Origin of the sequence: Streptomyces sp. NBC_01235, assembly GCF_035989285.1 — a bacterium.
GTDB lineage: Bacteria > Actinomycetota > Actinomycetes > Streptomycetales > Streptomycetaceae > Streptomyces.
This window is the reverse complement of sequence record NZ_CP108513.1, coordinates 4300558-4317000: the sequence shown is the minus strand read 5'-3', so window position 1 is coordinate 4317000 and position 16443 is coordinate 4300558. Positions and strand designations below refer to the sequence as shown.

The 16443-nt window shown below is 71.7% G+C and carries 12 protein-coding genes and 1 pseudogene; 9 read left to right on the top strand and 4 right to left on the bottom strand.

From position 1 onward, the window contains the following. Positions 1 to 2 precede the first annotated feature (2 nt). Positions 3 to 368: a hypothetical protein gene (locus OG289_RS18985; RefSeq protein WP_327315217.1), complete on the bottom strand. Its 366-nt coding sequence runs from the start codon at positions 366 to 368 to the stop codon at positions 3 to 5. Positions 369 to 460: 92 nt separating this feature from the next. On the opposite strand from OG289_RS18985, the gene OG289_RS18980 reads away from it, so the two are divergent. The 6 genes and pseudogenes from OG289_RS18980 (at position 461) to OG289_RS18955 (ending at position 9251) form a co-directional block, all read left to right on the top strand. Then, positions 461 to 1315, top strand: a complete 855-nt coding sequence (locus OG289_RS18980) for a serine hydrolase (protein ID WP_327315216.1) — start codon at positions 461 to 463, stop codon at positions 1313 to 1315. A gap of 432 nt (positions 1316 to 1747) precedes the next feature. After that, on the top strand, positions 1748 to 2968 hold the full coding sequence (locus OG289_RS18975) for an RNA-guided endonuclease InsQ/TnpB family protein (protein ID WP_327315215.1): 1221 nt from the start codon (positions 1748 to 1750) through the stop codon (positions 2966 to 2968). Positions 2969 to 3002: 34 nt separating this feature from the next. Continuing rightward, a pseudogene (locus OG289_RS18970) lies at positions 3003 to 3173 on the top strand (esterase-like activity of phytase family protein); the annotation flags it as partial. A gap of 94 nt (positions 3174 to 3267) precedes the next feature. Then, a complete protein-coding gene (locus OG289_RS18965) occupies positions 3268 to 6996 on the top strand; it encodes an ABC transporter ATP-binding protein (protein WP_327315214.1) in 3729 nt (1242 codons plus the stop codon). A gap of 251 nt (positions 6997 to 7247) precedes the next feature. Beyond that, positions 7248 to 7670 (top strand): hypothetical protein, encoded by a 423-nt coding sequence (locus OG289_RS18960; RefSeq protein WP_327315213.1) that lies wholly within the window; start codon positions 7248 to 7250, stop codon positions 7668 to 7670. 96 nt (positions 7671 to 7766) lie between these two features. Further along, positions 7767 to 9251 (top strand): S28 family serine protease, encoded by a 1485-nt coding sequence (locus OG289_RS18955; RefSeq protein WP_327315212.1) that lies wholly within the window; start codon positions 7767 to 7769, stop codon positions 9249 to 9251. Positions 9252 to 9501: 250 nt separating this feature from the next. Here OG289_RS18955 and OG289_RS18950 read toward each other — a convergent pair whose 3' ends face one another. The 3 genes from OG289_RS18950 to OG289_RS18940 form a co-directional block, all read right to left on the bottom strand. After that, complete coding sequence (locus OG289_RS18950; RefSeq protein WP_327315211.1) at positions 9502 to 10134, bottom strand: hypothetical protein; 633 nt, start codon at positions 10132 to 10134, stop codon at positions 9502 to 9504. A gap of 160 nt (positions 10135 to 10294) precedes the next feature. Beyond that, positions 10295 to 12136: a glycoside hydrolase family 3 protein gene (locus tag OG289_RS18945; RefSeq protein WP_327315210.1), complete on the bottom strand. Its 1842-nt coding sequence runs from the start codon at positions 12134 to 12136 to the stop codon at positions 10295 to 10297. A 311-nt stretch (positions 12137 to 12447) separates the two neighbouring features. Next, complete coding sequence (locus tag OG289_RS18940; RefSeq protein ID WP_327320727.1) at positions 12448 to 13356, bottom strand: LysR family transcriptional regulator; 909 nt, start codon at positions 13354 to 13356, stop codon at positions 12448 to 12450. A gap of 90 nt (positions 13357 to 13446) precedes the next feature. Here OG289_RS18940 and OG289_RS18935 point away from each other — a divergent pair, with 90 nt between their 5' ends. From OG289_RS18935 to OG289_RS18925, 3 genes are read left to right on the top strand one after another with little or no spacing between them, the layout of a single operon-like run. After that, positions 13447 to 14523, top strand: coding sequence for an EamA family transporter (locus tag OG289_RS18935; protein WP_327315209.1), 1077 nt, complete (start codon positions 13447 to 13449; stop codon positions 14521 to 14523). A gap of 5 nt (positions 14524 to 14528) precedes the next feature. Next, a complete protein-coding gene (aroA, locus tag OG289_RS18930) occupies positions 14529 to 15773 on the top strand; it encodes a 3-phosphoshikimate 1-carboxyvinyltransferase (RefSeq protein ID WP_327315208.1) in 1245 nt (414 codons plus the stop codon). Continuing rightward, positions 15770 to 16414 carry a GNAT family N-acetyltransferase gene (locus tag OG289_RS18925; protein WP_327315207.1) on the top strand — a complete coding sequence of 215 codons (645 nt, stop codon included), beginning with the start codon at positions 15770 to 15772 and terminating at the stop codon, positions 16412 to 16414. Before aroA ends, OG289_RS18925 begins: the two co-directional genes overlap by 4 nt. The last annotated feature ends 29 nt before the right edge of the window (positions 16415 to 16443 follow it).

The following is a 16443-nucleotide window of genomic DNA, read 5'->3' as shown; positions in this document are numbered from 1 at the left end:
GATCACTCCAGAAGCGGACCGAACCTTTCCCTGTAATCGGCGAGTTGCTTGTCGTATCCGGCGATGAAGGTCGTCTCCTCGCCGAGACCCATCGTCGAACCGGGCAGATCCGCCTGCAAGAAGCCCGGTATCTCCTGGAACACCTCGACGGCCGCCTTCCAGCCGTCCCCTCCGCGACGCCTCGCGAGCAGGAAATTCTCCATCAAGGTCCTCAGACCGTCGCTCAGGAGTCTGGTGGGCACCTTCTTCCCGCGGAACCCCTTCACGTCGGGCGCCTTCGCTTCGGGAACGGCGAGGCGGAGCAGAACCCACAGGGCGGCACGCAACTGCCCTGCCGTGAAATGTCCGTTCGGTGTCTCGGTCGGCATGCCGCATGCATGCCCGCCGCCCCGGCGTGTCATGAACTTCGGCGCGGGGAACATGAGTACAACTTTCGGACGTGTGTGTGAGTCAACGTGGCATGACTCACCGGACTTCCAGACGCAGGAGAGGACTGGTCGCCACGGCTCTGGGCACCGGCATCCTCATGACCGGCGTGGCCGCCGCCGCGCCCGCCGCGGCCGCGACGCCGACCGTCAGCTGTACGTCGGCCAGGGCCGGACTCGCGGCCAAGCTGAAGAAGGACATCACCGCCGCGCTCGTGGGCCGCAAGGGCACGATCGCCGTCGGCCTCTACGACCGCAGCACCAACACCACCTGCACCCTGCGCGCCTCCACCGCCTACGACTCGGCCAGCGTCGTCAAGGTCACCGTCCTCTCCGCGCTGCTGTGGGACGCGCAGAAGACGCACCGGGCCCTCACCAGCCGTGAGAAGTCCCTCGCCACTGCCATGATCACCAAGTCGGACAACGCCTCCACCTCCACCCTGTGGAAGCAGCTCGGCCCGACGAAGATCAAGAACTTCCTGGCGGCCGCCAGGATGACCCAGACCAAGCCGGGCGCGAACGGCTACTGGGGCCTGACCCAGATCACCGTCACCGACGAGCAGAAGCTGCTGAACCTGCTCACCGCCAAGAACGCGGTCCTCACCGACGGCTCGCGCGCCTACGTCAACCAACTGATGGGCCAGGTCATCTCCTCCCAGCGCTGGGGCACGCCCTACGGGCGGCCCGCCGGCGTCACCTGGCACGTCAAGAACGGCTGGCTGTCGCGCGCCACGTACGGCTGGCGGGTGCACAGCGTCGGCACCTTCAAGGGCGGCGGCCACGACTACTCCATGACCGTCCTCACCCACGGCAACAGCACGATGAACTACGGCATCGCGACCATCCAGGGCGTCGCCAAGGTCATCCACAAGGACCTCGCGGCGTCCTAGCCGTCGTGGCCGCGTCGGGCGATCTTTGACGAGCAGTCCTACCGGCCGTCACCGGCCCGTCCTACGGTGACGGCCATGCGCCTGCGAACCGTACTCGCCACCCTCACCGCCGGCCTGGCGGCGGCCGCCACTCTCACCGCCGCCGGGCCCGCCAGCGCCAACCCGGCCACGAGCAACGCCTGTTCACCTGGTTCTTGCGGGGAGGAATCGCATCCGGGTGTCGCGAGACGGAGCGTCGCCGCATCCGGTTCAGGGCGCGGAGCGCCCGTACCGCGGTCGTCATCGCCGAGGTGATGCGAACGTGTGTGCCTGTGATCGCTGGTCGGGGTGGTGGCCGTGGGATTGGGGTGCGTTTGTGCTGCTGTCGTACATACGGTCCTTCGGAGGGTTCGGGACGACACAGTGTCCCGGCCGGGGCCGTGAGGGGGCGAAATGGCGCAGGTGGGGGCGGCTGCGGAGGGCGGGCACGCCCGGTACACCTACCGGCTGCGCGTGTCGTCCACTGCTCGCACCGCCCTGGCGGCGGAGTGGGACCGGTGCCGCTGGGTGTGGAACGAATGTGTCGCCAAGTCCAGGGCCGTACACCTGCTCAACAAGTCGACCGGCCGGAAGGCCACGTGTGGCCCGGCGCTGCTCGACAGGATGCTGACCGAAGCCCGCGCGCGTACGCCGTGGCTGCGTGAGGGCTCGTCGGTTCCCCAGCAGCAGGTCATCCGCGACTTCGGCCGCTCACGTGCCAAGGCGCACAAGGACATCCGCGAACGCCTGCCCATGGCGCGCCGGGCTGGGATGCCGAAGTGGAAATCCAAGCGCGAGGCACTGCCGACCCTCAACTACACGAAGCGCGGGTTCCGATTGAAGGACGGCCGGCTGCACCTGGCCGGGGGCATCGTGGTGACGGTGGTGTGGTCGCGGGAACTGCCGGCTGAGCCGTCCTCGGTGCGCCTGTGCCAGGACAGCCTGGGGCACTGGTACTGCTCGTTCGTTGTCCCTGCCGAGGTGCAGCGGCTGCCGCAGACCGGTCGCGTACTCGGTATCGACTGGGGCGTGAAGGAGACCGCGACCACCACATCCGACACGCACGACCTGCCGCACGCTGGGCACGGCAGGAAGGCCCGGGCGAAGCTGGCCCGGTACGACCGGATGATGGCCCGCCGCAGGCCGAAGAAGGGACAACCGGCATCGAAGAGCTACCGCGAGGCGAAGAAACTGCGGGCGAAGGCGTACAAGAAGGTCGCCAGGCAGCGTGAGGACACCGGCCGTAAGTGGGCCAAGAAGGTGGTCCGCGACCACGATGCCGTCGCTGTCGAGGACTTTCGTCCAAAGTTCCTGGCCAAGAGCACCATGGCCCGCAAGGCCGCTGACGCCGCCATCGGCGCTACCAAGGCCGCTCTGATCGAGATGGGACGCAAGCACGGGCGGGACATCCGCCTCGTACACCCCGCGCACACCACGATGGACTGCGCGCACTGCGATGCGAGAGCCAAGCATCGCTTGCCGCTGGGTGAGCGCACATACACCTGCGCCGTGTGCGGAGCCGTGTCTCCACGGGACAAGAACTCCGCACGCGTGATGCTCGTCCGGGCTGGTCTCAACCCGGCTGGTGCCGATGGCGGAAGACCTCCTGGAGCGCTGCTCCAGGAGGCTGCCTGAGCCAGGAATCCCCTCCCTTCGGGGAGGGGAGGATTCAATGGGAGCGACCGCCAAGCAGCCCCAGCCGAACCCCCTCCTGGACAACATCGAGGGCATGGCGATCACGGGCCGCGACAAGAACCGCCTCAAGGTCCTCCTGGTCAGCGACGACAACCAGAACGCGGCACAGACGACCCGCTTGTATTACCTCCGGGTACGTGTCTGACCGCCGCCGCCGTTTTGTTGCGGCGGGATGAAATCCGCTCCGTTGCGCGTTGGTGCCTTCCGGAAGATCAGGTCGTCCGAAGGAAGGCACCCGCGTGGCAGCGCAGCAGGGGGAGACACCGCGAGGCTGGGTACACCGCCTGGCAGGCTACGCATGGCGCCACCCGACGGACGTCGTCCTCGCACTCGGCTCCTCCCTCGCCGGCATGGCCGTCATGGCCCTGGTCCCGCTGGCCACCAAGGTGATCATCGACGACGTCATCGGTGACCACAGCCGTGACATGGCCCCCTGGGCGGGCGCCCTCCTCGGCGCCGCGCTCCTCGTCTACGCGCTCACCTACGTGCGCCGCTACTACGGCGGCCGCCTCGCCCTCGACGTCCAGCACGACCTGCGGACCGAGATGTTCGAGACGATCACCCGGCTCGACGGCCGCCGCCAGGACGAGTTGTCCACCGGGCAGGTCGTGGGCCGCGCCACCAGCGACCTCCAGCTCATCCAGGGCCTGCTCTTCATGCTCCCGATGACGATCGGGAACCTCCTCCTCTTCCTGATCTCCCTGGTGATCATGGCGTGGCTGTCGCTCCCGCTCACCCTGGTCGCCCTCGCCGTGGCGCCCGCCCTCGCGTACATCGCCAAGCGCAGCCGTACGAAGCTGCACCCGGCCACCTGGTACGCCCAGGCCCAGGCGGCGGCGGTCGCGGGCGTGGTCGACGGCGCCGTCAGCGGCGTCCGCGTGGTGAAGGGCTTCGGGCAGGAGGACCAGGAGACGGGCAAACTGCGTGAGGTCGGCCGCCGGCTCTTCGCGGGCCGTCTGCGCACCATCCGGCTGAACAGCGCCTACACCCCCGCCCTCCAGGCCGTTCCCGCCCTCGGCCAGGTCGCCATGCTCGCCCTCGGCGGCTGGCTGGCCGTGCGCGGGCACATCACGCTCGGCACCTTCGTCGCCTTCTCCACCTACCTCGCCCAGCTCGTCGGCCCGGTCCGGATGCTCGCGGTGGTCCTCACGGTCGGCCAGCAGGCCCGCGCGGGCACCGAACGCGTCCTGGAGCTGATCGACACCGAGCCGTCGATGACGGACGGCACCAAGGAACTCCCCGCCGACGCCCCCGCCACCGTCGAGTTCGACGACGTCTCCTTCGGCTACGACGCCGACCGCCCGGTCCTCGACGGCCTCACCTTCGAGATCCGCCCCGGCGAGACCCTCGCGGTCGTCGGCTCCTCGGGCTCCGGGAAATCGACGGTCTCCCTGCTCCTGCCCCGCTTCTACGACGTCACCCGGGGCGCCGTCCTCATCGGCGGCCACGACGTCCGCGAGCTCACCCTCGACTCGCTGCGGGCCGCGATCGGCCTGGTCCCCGAGGACTCCTTCCTCTTCTCCGACACGGTCCGCGCCAACATCGCCTACGGCCGCCCCGACGCCACCCAGGACGAGATCGAGGCCGCCGCCCGCGCCGCCCAGGCCGACCGGTTCATCGCCGAGCTGCCCGACGGCTACGACACGACGGTCGGCGAGCACGGCCTCACTCTCTCCGGCGGCCAGCGCCAGCGCGTCGCCCTCGCCCGCGCGATCCTCACCGACCCGCGCCTGCTGGTCCTCGACGACGCGACCTCCGCCGTGGACGCGGCCGTCGAGCACGAGATCCACGAGGCGCTGAAGCACGTCATGCAGGGCCGCACGACCCTCCTCATCGCCCACCGCCGCTCCACCCTCAACCTCGCCGACCGCATCGCCGTCCTCGACGCCGGACGCCTCGCCGACCTCGGCACCCACGAGGAGCTCCAGGAACGCTCCCCGCTCTACCGCCGTCTGCTCACCGACCCGGACGAGCTCGGCGGCGTCTCGCCCGGCCACGCCCAGCCGGTCGCCCCGGGCGAGGACACCTCCGTCCGCGACGAGCTGGACGCCGAGTTCGACGCCGAGCGCGGTGTGACCCCCCGCCTGTGGACCGGCGACCGCGAGCCGAAGGACACCGCCCTGTCCGGGATGCCCGCCACCCCCGAACTCCTCGCCCAGGTTCAGGCGCTGCCCCCGGCCGACGACACGCCCGGCATCGACGAGGGGCGGGCGGTCCAGCCGGAGGAGTCGTACGGCCTGCGCAGGCTGCTGCGCGGCTTCGGCGCGCCCCTCCTCGTCAGCCTCGGCCTGGTCGCCGTCGACGCCGGTACGAGCCTGCTGCTGCCGGTGATGATCCGGCACGGCATCGACCAGGGCGTGACCCGGGCGGCGCTCGGCGCCGTCTGGGCCGCCTCGCTCCTCGCGCTGCTCGCCGTGCTGGTGCAGTGGGTCGCGCAGACCGGCGAGATCCGGATGACCGGCCGCACCGGCGAACGCGTCCTCTACACCCTCCGCCTGAAGATCTTCGCCCAGCTCCAGCGTCTCGGACTCGACTACTACGAGCGGGAGCTGACCGGCCGGATCATGACGAGGATGACGACGGACGTCGACGCCCTCTCCACGTTCCTGCAGACCGGCCTGGTCACGGCCTTCGTCTCGGTCGTCACCTTCTTCGGCATCATGGTCGCCCTGCTGGTGATCGACGTACAGCTCGCGCTGGTCGTCTTCGCGACGCTCCCGCCGCTGATCATCGCCACCTACTTCTTCCGCAAGGCGAGCGTGAAGGCGTACGAACTCGCCCGCGAGCGCGTGTCGACGGTCAACGCCGACCTCCAGGAGTCGGTGTCCGGGCTCATGATCGTGCAGGCCTTCCGGCGCGAGCGGGACGGCGGGGCGCGGTTCGCGGAGCGCAGCGACAGCTACCGCAGGGCCCGTGTCCGGGGCCAGTGGCTGATCTCGATCTACTTCCCGTTCGTGCAGCTGCTGTCGTCGGTCGCGGCGGCGGCGGTCCTGATCGCGGGCGCGGGCCGGGTCGACGCGGCGACGCTGACGACAGGCGCCCTGGTGGCGTATCTGTTGTACATCGACCTGTTCTTCGCCCCCGTCCAGCAGCTCTCCCAGGTCTTCGACGGCTACCAGCAGGCGACCGTCTCCCTGGGCCGCATCCAGGAACTGCTCCAGGAACCGACGTCCACGAAGTCCGCCGACGAACCGCTCGAGGTCCTCTCCCTGCGCGGCGAGATCGCCTTCGAGGACGTGCACTTCAAGTACGGCTCCACCGGCGAACCCGAAGAGGCCCTGACGGGCATCGAGTTGACCATCCCCGCGGGCCAGACGGTCGCGTTCGTCGGCGAGACCGGCGCCGGCAAGTCGACCCTCGTCAAGCTGGTGGCCCGCTTCTACGACCCCACCGGCGGCCGGGTCACGGTCGACGGCACGGACCTGCGCTCCCTGGACCTCACCTCGTACCGTCACCGTCTCGGCGTCGTCCCGCAGGAGGCCTACCTCTTCCCCGGCACCGTCCGCGACGCCATCGCCTACGGCCGGCCCGACGCCACCGATGCCGAGGTGGAGGCGGCGGCCAGGGCGGTCGGCGCCCACGAGATGATCGCCACCCTCGACGGCGGCTACCTCCACGAGGTCGCCGAACGCGGCCGCAACCTCTCCGCCGGCCAGCGCCAGCTGATCGCCCTGGCCCGCGCGGAACTCGTCGACCCGGACGTGCTGCTCCTGGACGAGGCGACGGCCGCCCTCGACCTGGCGACGGAAGCCCAGGTCAACCAGGCCACGGACCGCCTGGCGGGCCGCCGCACGACCCTGGTGGTGGCCCACCGCCTGACCACCGCCGCCCGCGCGGACCGCGTCGTGGTGGTGGACCACGGCAGGGTCGTGGAGGACGGCACCCACGACGAACTGCTCCGTCTCGGCGGACGGTACGCCACCTTGTGGCGCACGTTCGTGGGAGAGGACGCGCCTGCGGTGGTCTGACCGGCCGCCCGTGGTGCTTGCCCGGCCTGTCGGCGGTCACGCCGGCCGGCCGGTACGCACGAGGAAGCGGTGGGCGCGTCCTGGTGACGGTCGTGCAACCATCCGACACGCGTCGTGCGTCCGTACATCAGTACGGCAAACGTGAGTATGGCAATCGCGGGTACCGCCACCGCGGGTACTGCCATCGCGTACGGCGAACGTGGGAGGGGACGGGGACCGTGGGCACAGGGGGCGTCGGGGGCGTGGGGGACATGGGTGGGAGGGGTGGCGTCGGGGGCGCGAGGAGTGCGACGGTCCGGCGGCTGGTGGGGGGACTGGTCGTGCTGATCGTGTCCGCGCTGCTCGCCGTCGCGGCACCGGGCAGCGCACAGGCCGCGTCCGCCTCCGCCGCCTCCTGCACGGGCCGGAAGGTGCGCACCCTGACCTTCTCCACCGGCTCCGTGCTGGTGTACAAGGACGGCGGCCTGGTCTGCGCCTACACCGTCCAGAAGACGCCCGGCACCAAGCGGCTGGTCTCGGTGAGCGTGCAGGCGCGCGGCCATGTCGCCGTACGGAAGGCGCGGCAGCACACCCGCAGTTCCCCGGTGGTGAAGGTCTACGCGGGACACCGGTGCGTGTGGGTGAGGGGCTCGGTGGCCGGCGGCTCCTACAGCTCGGGCTGGATCCTCTGCTGAACCGACCGACACGGCACCAACCCCCTCTGGTGTGACGGGTGTTGCTCCGGTAGCTTCCGGCGACGCACATCTGTCTCACAGGGAGGGTGCACGCGCATGCGCAAGGCGCTCAGATGGCTGCTGGCGCTCACCGTGCTCATGGGCACATTGAGCACGACAGCCACGGCGGCCACGGCGGGGGCGGCAACAGCCTCCCCCACGCTCGGCTCAGCTCGCGCGGGGGGACCCCCACCGCCGGAAGCCACCGGTACCACCGCCGCCACGGACATCAAGGACCGGCTTCTCGCGATCCCGGGCATGAGCCTGATCCAGGAGAAGCCGTACCCCGGCTACCGCTACTTCGTCCTGAACTACACCCAGCCGGTCGACCACCGGCACCCGTCCAAGGGCACCTTCCAGCAGCGGATCACGGTGCTGCACAAGGACGTCGGCCGCCCCACGGTCTTCTACACCGGCGGCTACAACGTCTCCACCACCCCCGGCCGCCGCGAGCCGACCCAGATCGTCGACGGCAACCAGGTCTCCATGGAGTACCGCTTCTTCACGCCGTCCCGCCCCGACCCGGCCGACTGGTCCAAGCTGGACATCTGGCAGGCGGCGAGCGACCAGCACCGCGTCTTCAAGGCGCTGAAGAAGATCTACAGCAAGAACTGGATCTCCACGGGCGGCTCCAAGGGCGGCATGACGGCGACGTACTACGAGCGCTTCTACCCGAAGGACATGGACGGCGTGGTGGCGTACGTGGCCCCGAACGACGTCGTCAACGACGAGGACTCCGCCTACGACCGCTTCTTCGCCGGCGTCGGCACCAAGGAGTGCCGGGACCGTCTGAACGCGGTGCAGCGCGAGGCGCTGGTGCGCCGGGAGCCGCTGGAGAAGAAGTACGAGGCGTACGCGGCGGAGAACGGCTACACGTTCACCACCATCGGCGGCCTGGACCGCGCCTACGAGGCGGTCGTCCTGGACTACGTCTGGGGCTTCTGGCAGTACAGCCTGCTGTCCGACTGCGACACCGTCCCGGCGAACGCGGCGGCCGCCACCGACGACGAGATCTGGACGTCGGTCGACACGATCTCCGGTTTCTCGGCCTACGCGGACCAGGGCCTGGAGACCTACACCCCGTACTACTACCAGGCGGGCACCCAACTGGGCGCCCCCACCATCCACTTCCCGTCCATCGAGAAGCAGTACATCCGCTACGGCTACCAGCCCCCGCGCAACTTCGTGCCGCGCTCGATCCCGATGAGGTTCCAGCCATGGGCGATGCGTGACGTCGACACATGGGTCAAGCACAACGCCCACCACATGCTCTTCGTCTACGGCCAGAACGACCCGTGGGGCGCGGAGCGGTTCCGCCTCGGCGCCGGCGCGCGTGACTCGTACGTCTTCACGGCCCCCGGCCTGAACCACGGCGCGAACGTCGCGGGCCTGGTCGCGGACCAGAAGACCCTGGCGACGGCCCGGATCCTGGCCTGGGCGGGCGTCTCGCCGTCGGCTGTCGCCCAGGCGAAGCCGCTGGCGAAGTTCGACGCCGGGCTGGACGTGCGGGACGTGGAACGGGAGCCCGCGCTGCGTCCGTAGCGTTCATTGCCTCTCGCCGACGGCGGTTCGGGGGCCCGCCGTCAGTGGGTGGGGCACAGGGGTCCCCCGACTCGTCCGGGAGATGGGCGGCGCGTTCCTCAGGGGTGAGGTCGCGGTCGACGGTGCGGCAGAGCTGTTCGATTGCTTCGCCGGGTTCGGGGAGGGTGTCCGCGTCCCTCAGTCGCACTGTCCGGTCCGGTCGTCGTCGGCGGTGGCGAGGTGCGGCCGTCGCGGGAGACAGCGAGCCACGTCATACCGGCCGCGCGCACCCCACCGGATCCGGGGCGCCGCCGAGCTGGACGTAGAGGGCCGTGGATGCCGGGCACTGTGCCTGGGTGTCCACGGCCCTCGTCACCTTGTACTGCGGTTTCCTGGTCCCCGAGCCGTCGCACGCCGTCTCGCGGACCTGGCCGCGGCCCGCGCCGTAGATGCAGTCGCCGACGATCGTGCGGGGGCCGCCGCCGGCGCCCGGGTCGCCGGGGTGGGGCGGCTGGAGGTTGCGCATGCAGGCGTAGCCCCGCGGGTTGGAGCCGGTGCCGTTCTCCGCCGGTTGTTCGCCGATGTGCAGGACGAAGTCGGTGGTCGGCGGGCAGAGCGGGCCCTCGCCGACCTTGCCGTCGTGCCGGGCGACGACCTTGGCCGCCGCCCGTTCGCCGGCGCACGGCACCTCGGTGAATGCGGTCGTGCCGAAGGAACTGCACTCGCCGACGGCGAGGAAGAGCGTGCCGAAGCCGGAGACGGGGGCCAGGGAGGAGGGCGTCCGCGCCGCCGTCGGCGTGCTGTCCACGGCCGCGTCGTCCGAAGACAGGAGCTGACACCCCGTCAAGATCAGGGCGGCGGTGAGTGCCCAGCACGTCACCCCCACGGAACGGCTCCCGCGCATCGGCATCCCCCACCCGCCCGACGAACAGGGCCCGACCAGCGTGACCCGCGACGCCGGGCGCACGCCGGCCGCCTGGAGTGCTTTGCGCATGGTGCGGGGCGCGCGCTCGCCGGTCGGCGTACGTCCAGTACGTCAGGCCCAGTACGTCAAGCCCAGTACGTCAAGCCCAGTACGTCAGGCCGTGCCCGATCGGGTACAGCACCTGCGTCGGATCGTCCGCCCGCCGCACGGGCACCGGCAGCTTCCCGCGCGGCGCGACCGCCCCGGCGATCACCCGGGCGGCGGCCCGCAGTTCGACGTCGGTCCAGGAGTAGGCCGCCAAGTAAGCCTTCACGGAGGGGAGTTGGGCCACGTCGTACGGGTTGCGGATCGCCAGCCCGACCACCGGACGCCCGGTCGTCACCAGCTGCTCCACCAGCGTGCGCTGCGCGCCGTCCGCCGTGACGTTGTACGTCGCCACCACCACGGCGTCGGCCGCGCCCGCCGCCGTCACCGCCCGCGTGATCGTCTCGGGCGTCGGGTCGGTGCCCGTGGACAGGGCCGTCGCCCAAAAGCCCAGCGCGGTGAGGGCGGCGGCGAGGACGGCGGTGGGCGGGCCCGTGGTGCCGGTGGGGGAGGCCGGGTCGGCGCCGGCGACCAGGACGCGGGGGTGGGTGCGGGGGGAGAGGGGCAGCACCGGGCCCTCGTCGACCAGCAGCGTCGTCGTCCGCTCGGCGATCCGGTCGGCCGCCGCGAGGTGCGCCGGCGCGCCGACCGTCCGCCCGACCTCGGCCGGGCTGACGTACGGCTCGTCGAACAGTCCCAGCCTCGCCTTCAGCCGCAGGATCCGCAGCACCGACTCGTCGAGCCGCTTCTCGGTGAGTTCCCCGTCCTGGACGGCCTTCAGGACGGCGTGGAAGGCCACGTCCAGCTTGGGCGGGTTGAGGAGCTGGTCGACGCCGGCCCTGAGCGCGAGCACCGGCACCCGGTCGTCGCCGTACTTCGTGCGCACGCCCGCCATGTCGAGCGCGTCGGTGACCACGACCCCGTCGTAGCCGAGCTCCTCGCGCAGGATGCCGGTGACGACGGTACGGGAGAGGGTGGCGGGGTCGCCGGAGGCGTCGAGGGAGGGGACCAGGATGTGCGCGGTCATGAGGGAGTCGACGCCGGCCGCGATCGCCGCCCGGAACGGCACCGCGTCCAGGGTCTCCCACACCTCGCGCGTGTGGGTGATGACGGGGAAGCCGGTGTGGCTGTCGACGGCCGTGTCGCCGTGCCCGGGGAAGTGCTTGGCGGTCGCCGCCACGCCCGCCGCCCGGTAGCCCTCGATCTCCGCCGCGACCAGGGCGGCCACCGCGTCCGGGTCGGCGCCGAAGGAGCGCACGCCGATGACCGGGTTGGCCGGGTCGACGTTGACGTCGGCGACGGGGGAGTAGTTCTGCCGGATGCCCATCGCCCGCAGCTCGCCGCCCGCGAGACGCCCGAGCATGCGGGCGTCGGCCCGTGAACCGCCCGCCCGTCTCCCACCACCCTTCTGACGAAGCGCTTCGCGCCCTCTTTCTCCTGCGCCGATCGCCATGGCGCCCGGGAAGAGGGCGGCGGGCCTGCCCACCCGGCAGACGGCACCGTGCTCCTGGTCGGTGGAGATCAGTACCGGCAGACCGCGCGGCTGCTGGAGGGAGGCCCGCTGGATGCCGTTGGAGAGGTCCGCGAGCTGCCGTGGGGCGCGGGTGTTGTGCGCCCAGGTGAAGTAGATGATCCCGCCGAGCCGGTAGCGGGCGAGCAGCTCGGCGGCCGTGCGCACGCCGAGTTCGGCGAGGTTGGCGTCGGCGTCGGCCGGGTCGGGCGCGGTCGCCGAGTGGCCGTACACCCGCGAGACGAAGACCTGGCCGACCTTCTCCTCCAGGGTCATCCGGGACAGCAGGGTGCTCGGGTCGCGGTCGTTCACGGGTGCCGCGGCGCCGACGGTGAGGGCGGCGGTGACGCCTGCGGTGGCGGCGAGGACGGTGCGTCTGGAGGGCATGTGCGCTCCTTACCGGAGGCCGGAGGGGGTCCGGTGGCGCACGCTACCTGCGGCGGCGCCGCCATCGGCGCATTGGAGGGGGGCGCGCCGATGACGGCTCGGCTGCCGGCCGCGGTGCGGCGGAGAGGGTGGGTCAGCGATCGCAGCCAGCAGCGAGGGCCGACACCGCACCGAGGTGACTCATCCGACAGCTTGCGAGTTGGACGAGCGGGCCTCGGGCAGGGTTCCCGCCCACGTACGGATTTCCGGAAGTCGGTACGGGTGTAACGTGCGGGGACTTCTGGGACGGTCATCCTGTGCGCGGTCGGGCTTCAGTGGGCCGACACCCGCGGCCACTGCCCGCGCAGCACCCGCACCGTCTCCGCGATCGCCGGCCGCCGTGCCGCGCCCGTGCGCCACAGCGCGTACAGCCGTCGTACGGGTATCGGGTCGAGCGGCACCTCCACCACCCCGGCCGGCAGCGGACCGCGCCCGAGCCGGGGGATCAGGGCGACGCCGAGGCCGGCGGCGACCAGGGCGACGAGGGTGGGGTTCTCCTCGGCGGTGTGGACGACGTCCGGCTCGTGCCCGGCCGCGCGCAGGGTGCGCATCAGCCAGTCGTTGCAGACCCGGCCGGGCGGCTGGCAGATCCAGCGCTCACCGCCCAGCTCCTCCCGCCGTACCGCCGTACGCCCCGCGAAGGGGTGGCCCTCGGGGACCAGCAGGTCGCACAGGTCGTCCCCGATCACGGCGTGCTCCACGCCCGCCGGGGCGGGCAGCGGGGCGATGTCCCAGTCGTGCGCGACGGCGAGGTCCACGGCGCCCTTGGCGACCAGGTCCACCGACAGGTGCGGGTCGACCTCGCTGAGCCGGGCGTCCAGGGCGGGGTGTTCGCGGGCCAGTTCGGCGAGGACGGACGGCAGCAGGCCGCGGGCCGCCGAGGGGAACGCCACGACGGTCAGCCGACCGGCCGGCACCCCGCGCCGCTCCTCCAGGTCGGTCTCGGCGCGCTCGACGATGGCCAGCAACTCCTTGGCGGTTGCGGCGAGTTGGAGTGCCTCGTCGGTGAGCCGGATGCCGCGCCCCTCCCGCTCCAGCAGGACCGTCCTGGTCTCGCGTTCCAGCTTGGCGATCTGCTGGGAGACCGCCGACGGGGTGTAGCCGAGGGCGACGGCCGCGGCGCCGACGGAGCCGTGGACGGAGACGGCGTGCAGGGCGCGCAGCCGCTGGAGATCGAGCACGGAGAGCTCCCAGGGAATTAGCGTTGCTTCATCCAAGCATGCAGTAATCGTCGCTGGTGCTTCACGGTCGCCGGACGTGATCCTCGACGTATGAAACCCGCGCACCTCGCCCTGGCCGTCCTCGTCGCCGCCGTCTGGGGCGTGAACTTCACGGTCGTCGAGATCGGCCTCGGCCACTTCCCGCCGCTGCTCTTCTCGGCCCTGCGCTTCCTGGTGGCGGCGTTTCCCGCGGTGTTCTTCGTGGGGCGCCCGAAGGTGGCCTGGAAGTGGATCGTGGCGGTGGGCCTGGTGCTGGGCGTGGCGAAGTTCGGGCTGCTGTTCGTCGGCATGGACGCGGGCATGCCGGCCGGACTGTCGTCGCTGGTCCTGCAGATACAGTCGGTCTTCACCGCCGTCATCGCCTTCGCCGTACTCGGCGAACGACCCACCCGGGTCCGGGTACTGGGCATGGCCGTGGCCCTCGCCGGCATCGCGGTGGCGGCCGTCGACGAGGGAGCCTCGGGTCCGCTCGGCGCGTTCGCGCTGGTCATCGCGGCGGCGGCCTGCTGGGGCGCGTCCAACGTCCTCACCCGCAAGGCGTCCCCGCCGGACGCGCTGAACTTCATGGTGTGGGTGAGCACGATCCCGGTGCTGCCGCTGCTCGCCCTCTCCCTCCTCACCGAGGGCCCGTCCCGGGACCTGGCCGCGCTGCGCGGGCTGGACTGGCAGGGCGCCGGGACGGTCGTCTACGTCGCCTGGGTCACCACCGTCTTCGGCTTCGGCGCCTGGGGCCGGCTGCTGCATCGCCACCCGGCGTCCACGGTGGCCCCCTTCTCCCTCCTGGTCCCGGTCTTCGGCATGACGTCGGCCGCCCTGTTCCTCGGCGAGTCGGTGAGCGGCCTGCGCTGGTGCGCGGCGGCCCTGCTGGTGGGCGGGGTGGCACTGGCATCGCTCGCCCCGGCGAGGACGGCCGCACGCCCGCCCGCACGCCCGGCTGTCCGGCCTGCCCGTCGCACTGCCGCCGTCCGACCCGCTGTTCAGCCGGCCGCCCAGCCCGTCGTTCAACCCGCCTCCCGGCCCGCCGCCCAACCCGCCATTCACCCCGCCGTTCAACCGGAGGAAACCACCTCGACCCTCGTCCATCCCGTGGACGTACCGGCGCCTGGGCGGACCGGCGCGGGATCATGAGGGGCATGGCCCTCGTCGACATCCCCGGTTCCAAGTCCATCACCGCCCGCGCCCTGTTCCTGGCCGCGGCCGCCGACGGCGTCACCACCCTCCAGCGCCCCCTCCGTTCCGACGACACCGAGGGGTTCGCCGAGGGCCTGTCGCGGCTCGGCTACCGCGTCGGACGGACACCGGGCGCCTGGCAGGTCGACGGCCGCCCGCAGGGGCCGGCGCTCGCCGAGGCCGACGTCTACTGCCGGGACGGCGCGACCACGGCACGCTTCCTGCCGACCCTCGCCGCCGCGGGACACGGCACCTACCGCTTCGACGCCTCCCCCCAGATGCGCCGCCGCCCCCTCCTTCCGCTCACCCGCGCCCTGCGCGACCTGGGCGTGGACCTGCGGCACGAGGCGGCGGAGGGCCACCACCCGCTGACCGTGCGGGCGGCCGGTGTCGAGGGCGGGGAGGTGGTGCTGGACGCCGGCCAGTCCTCCCAGTACCTGACCGCCCTCCTGCTGCTCGGCCCGCTCACCCGCACCGGCCTGCGCATCACCGTCACGGACCTGGTCTCGGTGCCGTACGTCGAGATCACGATCGCGATGATGCGGGAGTTCGGGGTGGAGGTGGGCCGCGAGGGGAACACGTACGTCGTCCCGCCGGGCGGCTACCGGGCCACCACGTACGCGATCGAGCCGGACGCCTCCACCGCGAGCTACTTCTTCGCGGCGGCCGCGGTGACCGGCGGCGAGGTGACCGTGCCGGGCCTCGGCGCGGGAGCGCTCCAGGGCGACCTGGGCTTCGTGGACGTACTGCGGCGGATGGGCGCCCGGGTGGACGTCGGCGCCGACCGCACCACCGTGTCCGGGACCGGCGAACTCCACGGCGTCACCGTCGACATGCGGGACATCTCCGACACCATGCCGACCCTTGCCGCGATCGCCCCCTTCGCCTCCGGCCCGGTACGCATCGAGGACGTGGCGAACACGCGCGTGAAGGAGTGCGACCGCCTGGACGCCTGCGCGCAGAACCTCCGGCGGCTGGGCGTGGAGGTGGCCACCGGGGACGACTGGATCGAGATCCGCCCTGGCACGGACAGCGCTCCCGCGGGCGCCGGCATCAAGACCTACGGCGACCACCGCATCGTCATGTCCTTCGCCGTGACCGGCCTGCGCGTCCCCGGAATCTCGTTCGACGACCCCGGCTGTGTCCGCAAGACTTTCCCCGGTTTCCACGAGGCGTTCGCGGAGTTGAGGAAGGACTTGATCGGGTGACATTCACACTGCGGGCTCCGGTTCTCGAGGGCGCGCTGGTGCGCCTGGAGCCGCTGGAGCGGCGACATGCGGCCGAGCTGGCGGTGGCGGCGGAGGAGAACCGGGGGACGTACGCGTTCACGTGGGTGCCACGGGCCGACGAGGTCGGCGACTACGTCGACGCCCAGCTCGCCCGCGCCGCGACCGGCCGGCTCGCGCCCTACGCGCAGATCTCCCTCGCCTCGGGCCGGGCGGTCGGCGCCACGGCCTACTGGGAGCCGCGCCACTGGCTGACGGACGACCGCCTGGACGCCATCGAGGTCGGCTTCACCTGGCTGGCCGCATCCGCCCAGGGCACGGGCGTGAACGCGGAGGCCAAGCTGCTGCTCTTCCAGCACGCCTTCGAAACGTGGGACGTCTCCCGCGTCGACCTCAAGACCGACGCCCGCAACGCCCGCTCCCGCGCCGCCATGGAGAGCGTCGGCGCCCGCTTCGAAGGCGTCCTGCGCAACTGGTCCCGCTCCTGGGCCCCGGGCGAGGACGGCCGCCTCCGCGACTCCGCGATCTTCTCGATCACGGCGGACGAATGGCCGGAGCGCCGGGCACGGCTGGAGGAACGGGTGGCGCGGTTCGTGGCGCACCGGAGCGCCTCCATCACCTGACCGAAAGCACGCAAAGCACCGAGAGATCC

Bases quoted from the DNA above. Each gene is read 5' to 3' on its own strand.
- OG289_RS18985 (WP_327315217.1), bottom strand. From the start codon at position 368: ATGCCGACCGAGACACCGAACGGACATTTCACGGCAGGGCAGTTGCGT.
- OG289_RS18980 (WP_327315216.1), top strand. From the start codon at position 461: ATGACTCACCGGACTTCCAGACGCAGGAGAGGACTGGTCGCCACGGCT.
- OG289_RS18975 (WP_327315215.1), top strand. From the start codon at position 1,748: ATGGCGCAGGTGGGGGCGGCTGCGGAGGGCGGGCACGCCCGGTACACC.
- OG289_RS18960 (WP_327315213.1), top strand. From the start codon at position 7,248: ATGGGTGGGAGGGGTGGCGTCGGGGGCGCGAGGAGTGCGACGGTCCGG.
- OG289_RS18955 (WP_327315212.1), top strand. From the start codon at position 7,767: ATGCGCAAGGCGCTCAGATGGCTGCTGGCGCTCACCGTGCTCATGGGC.
- OG289_RS18950 (WP_327315211.1), bottom strand. From the start codon at position 10,134: ATGCGCGGGAGCCGTTCCGTGGGGGTGACGTGCTGGGCACTCACCGCC.
- OG289_RS18945 (WP_327315210.1), bottom strand. From the start codon at position 12,136: ATGCCCTCCAGACGCACCGTCCTCGCCGCCACCGCAGGCGTCACCGCC.
- OG289_RS18935 (WP_327315209.1), top strand. From the start codon at position 13,447: ATGAAACCCGCGCACCTCGCCCTGGCCGTCCTCGTCGCCGCCGTCTGG.
- aroA (WP_327315208.1), top strand. From the start codon at position 14,529: ATGGCCCTCGTCGACATCCCCGGTTCCAAGTCCATCACCGCCCGCGCC.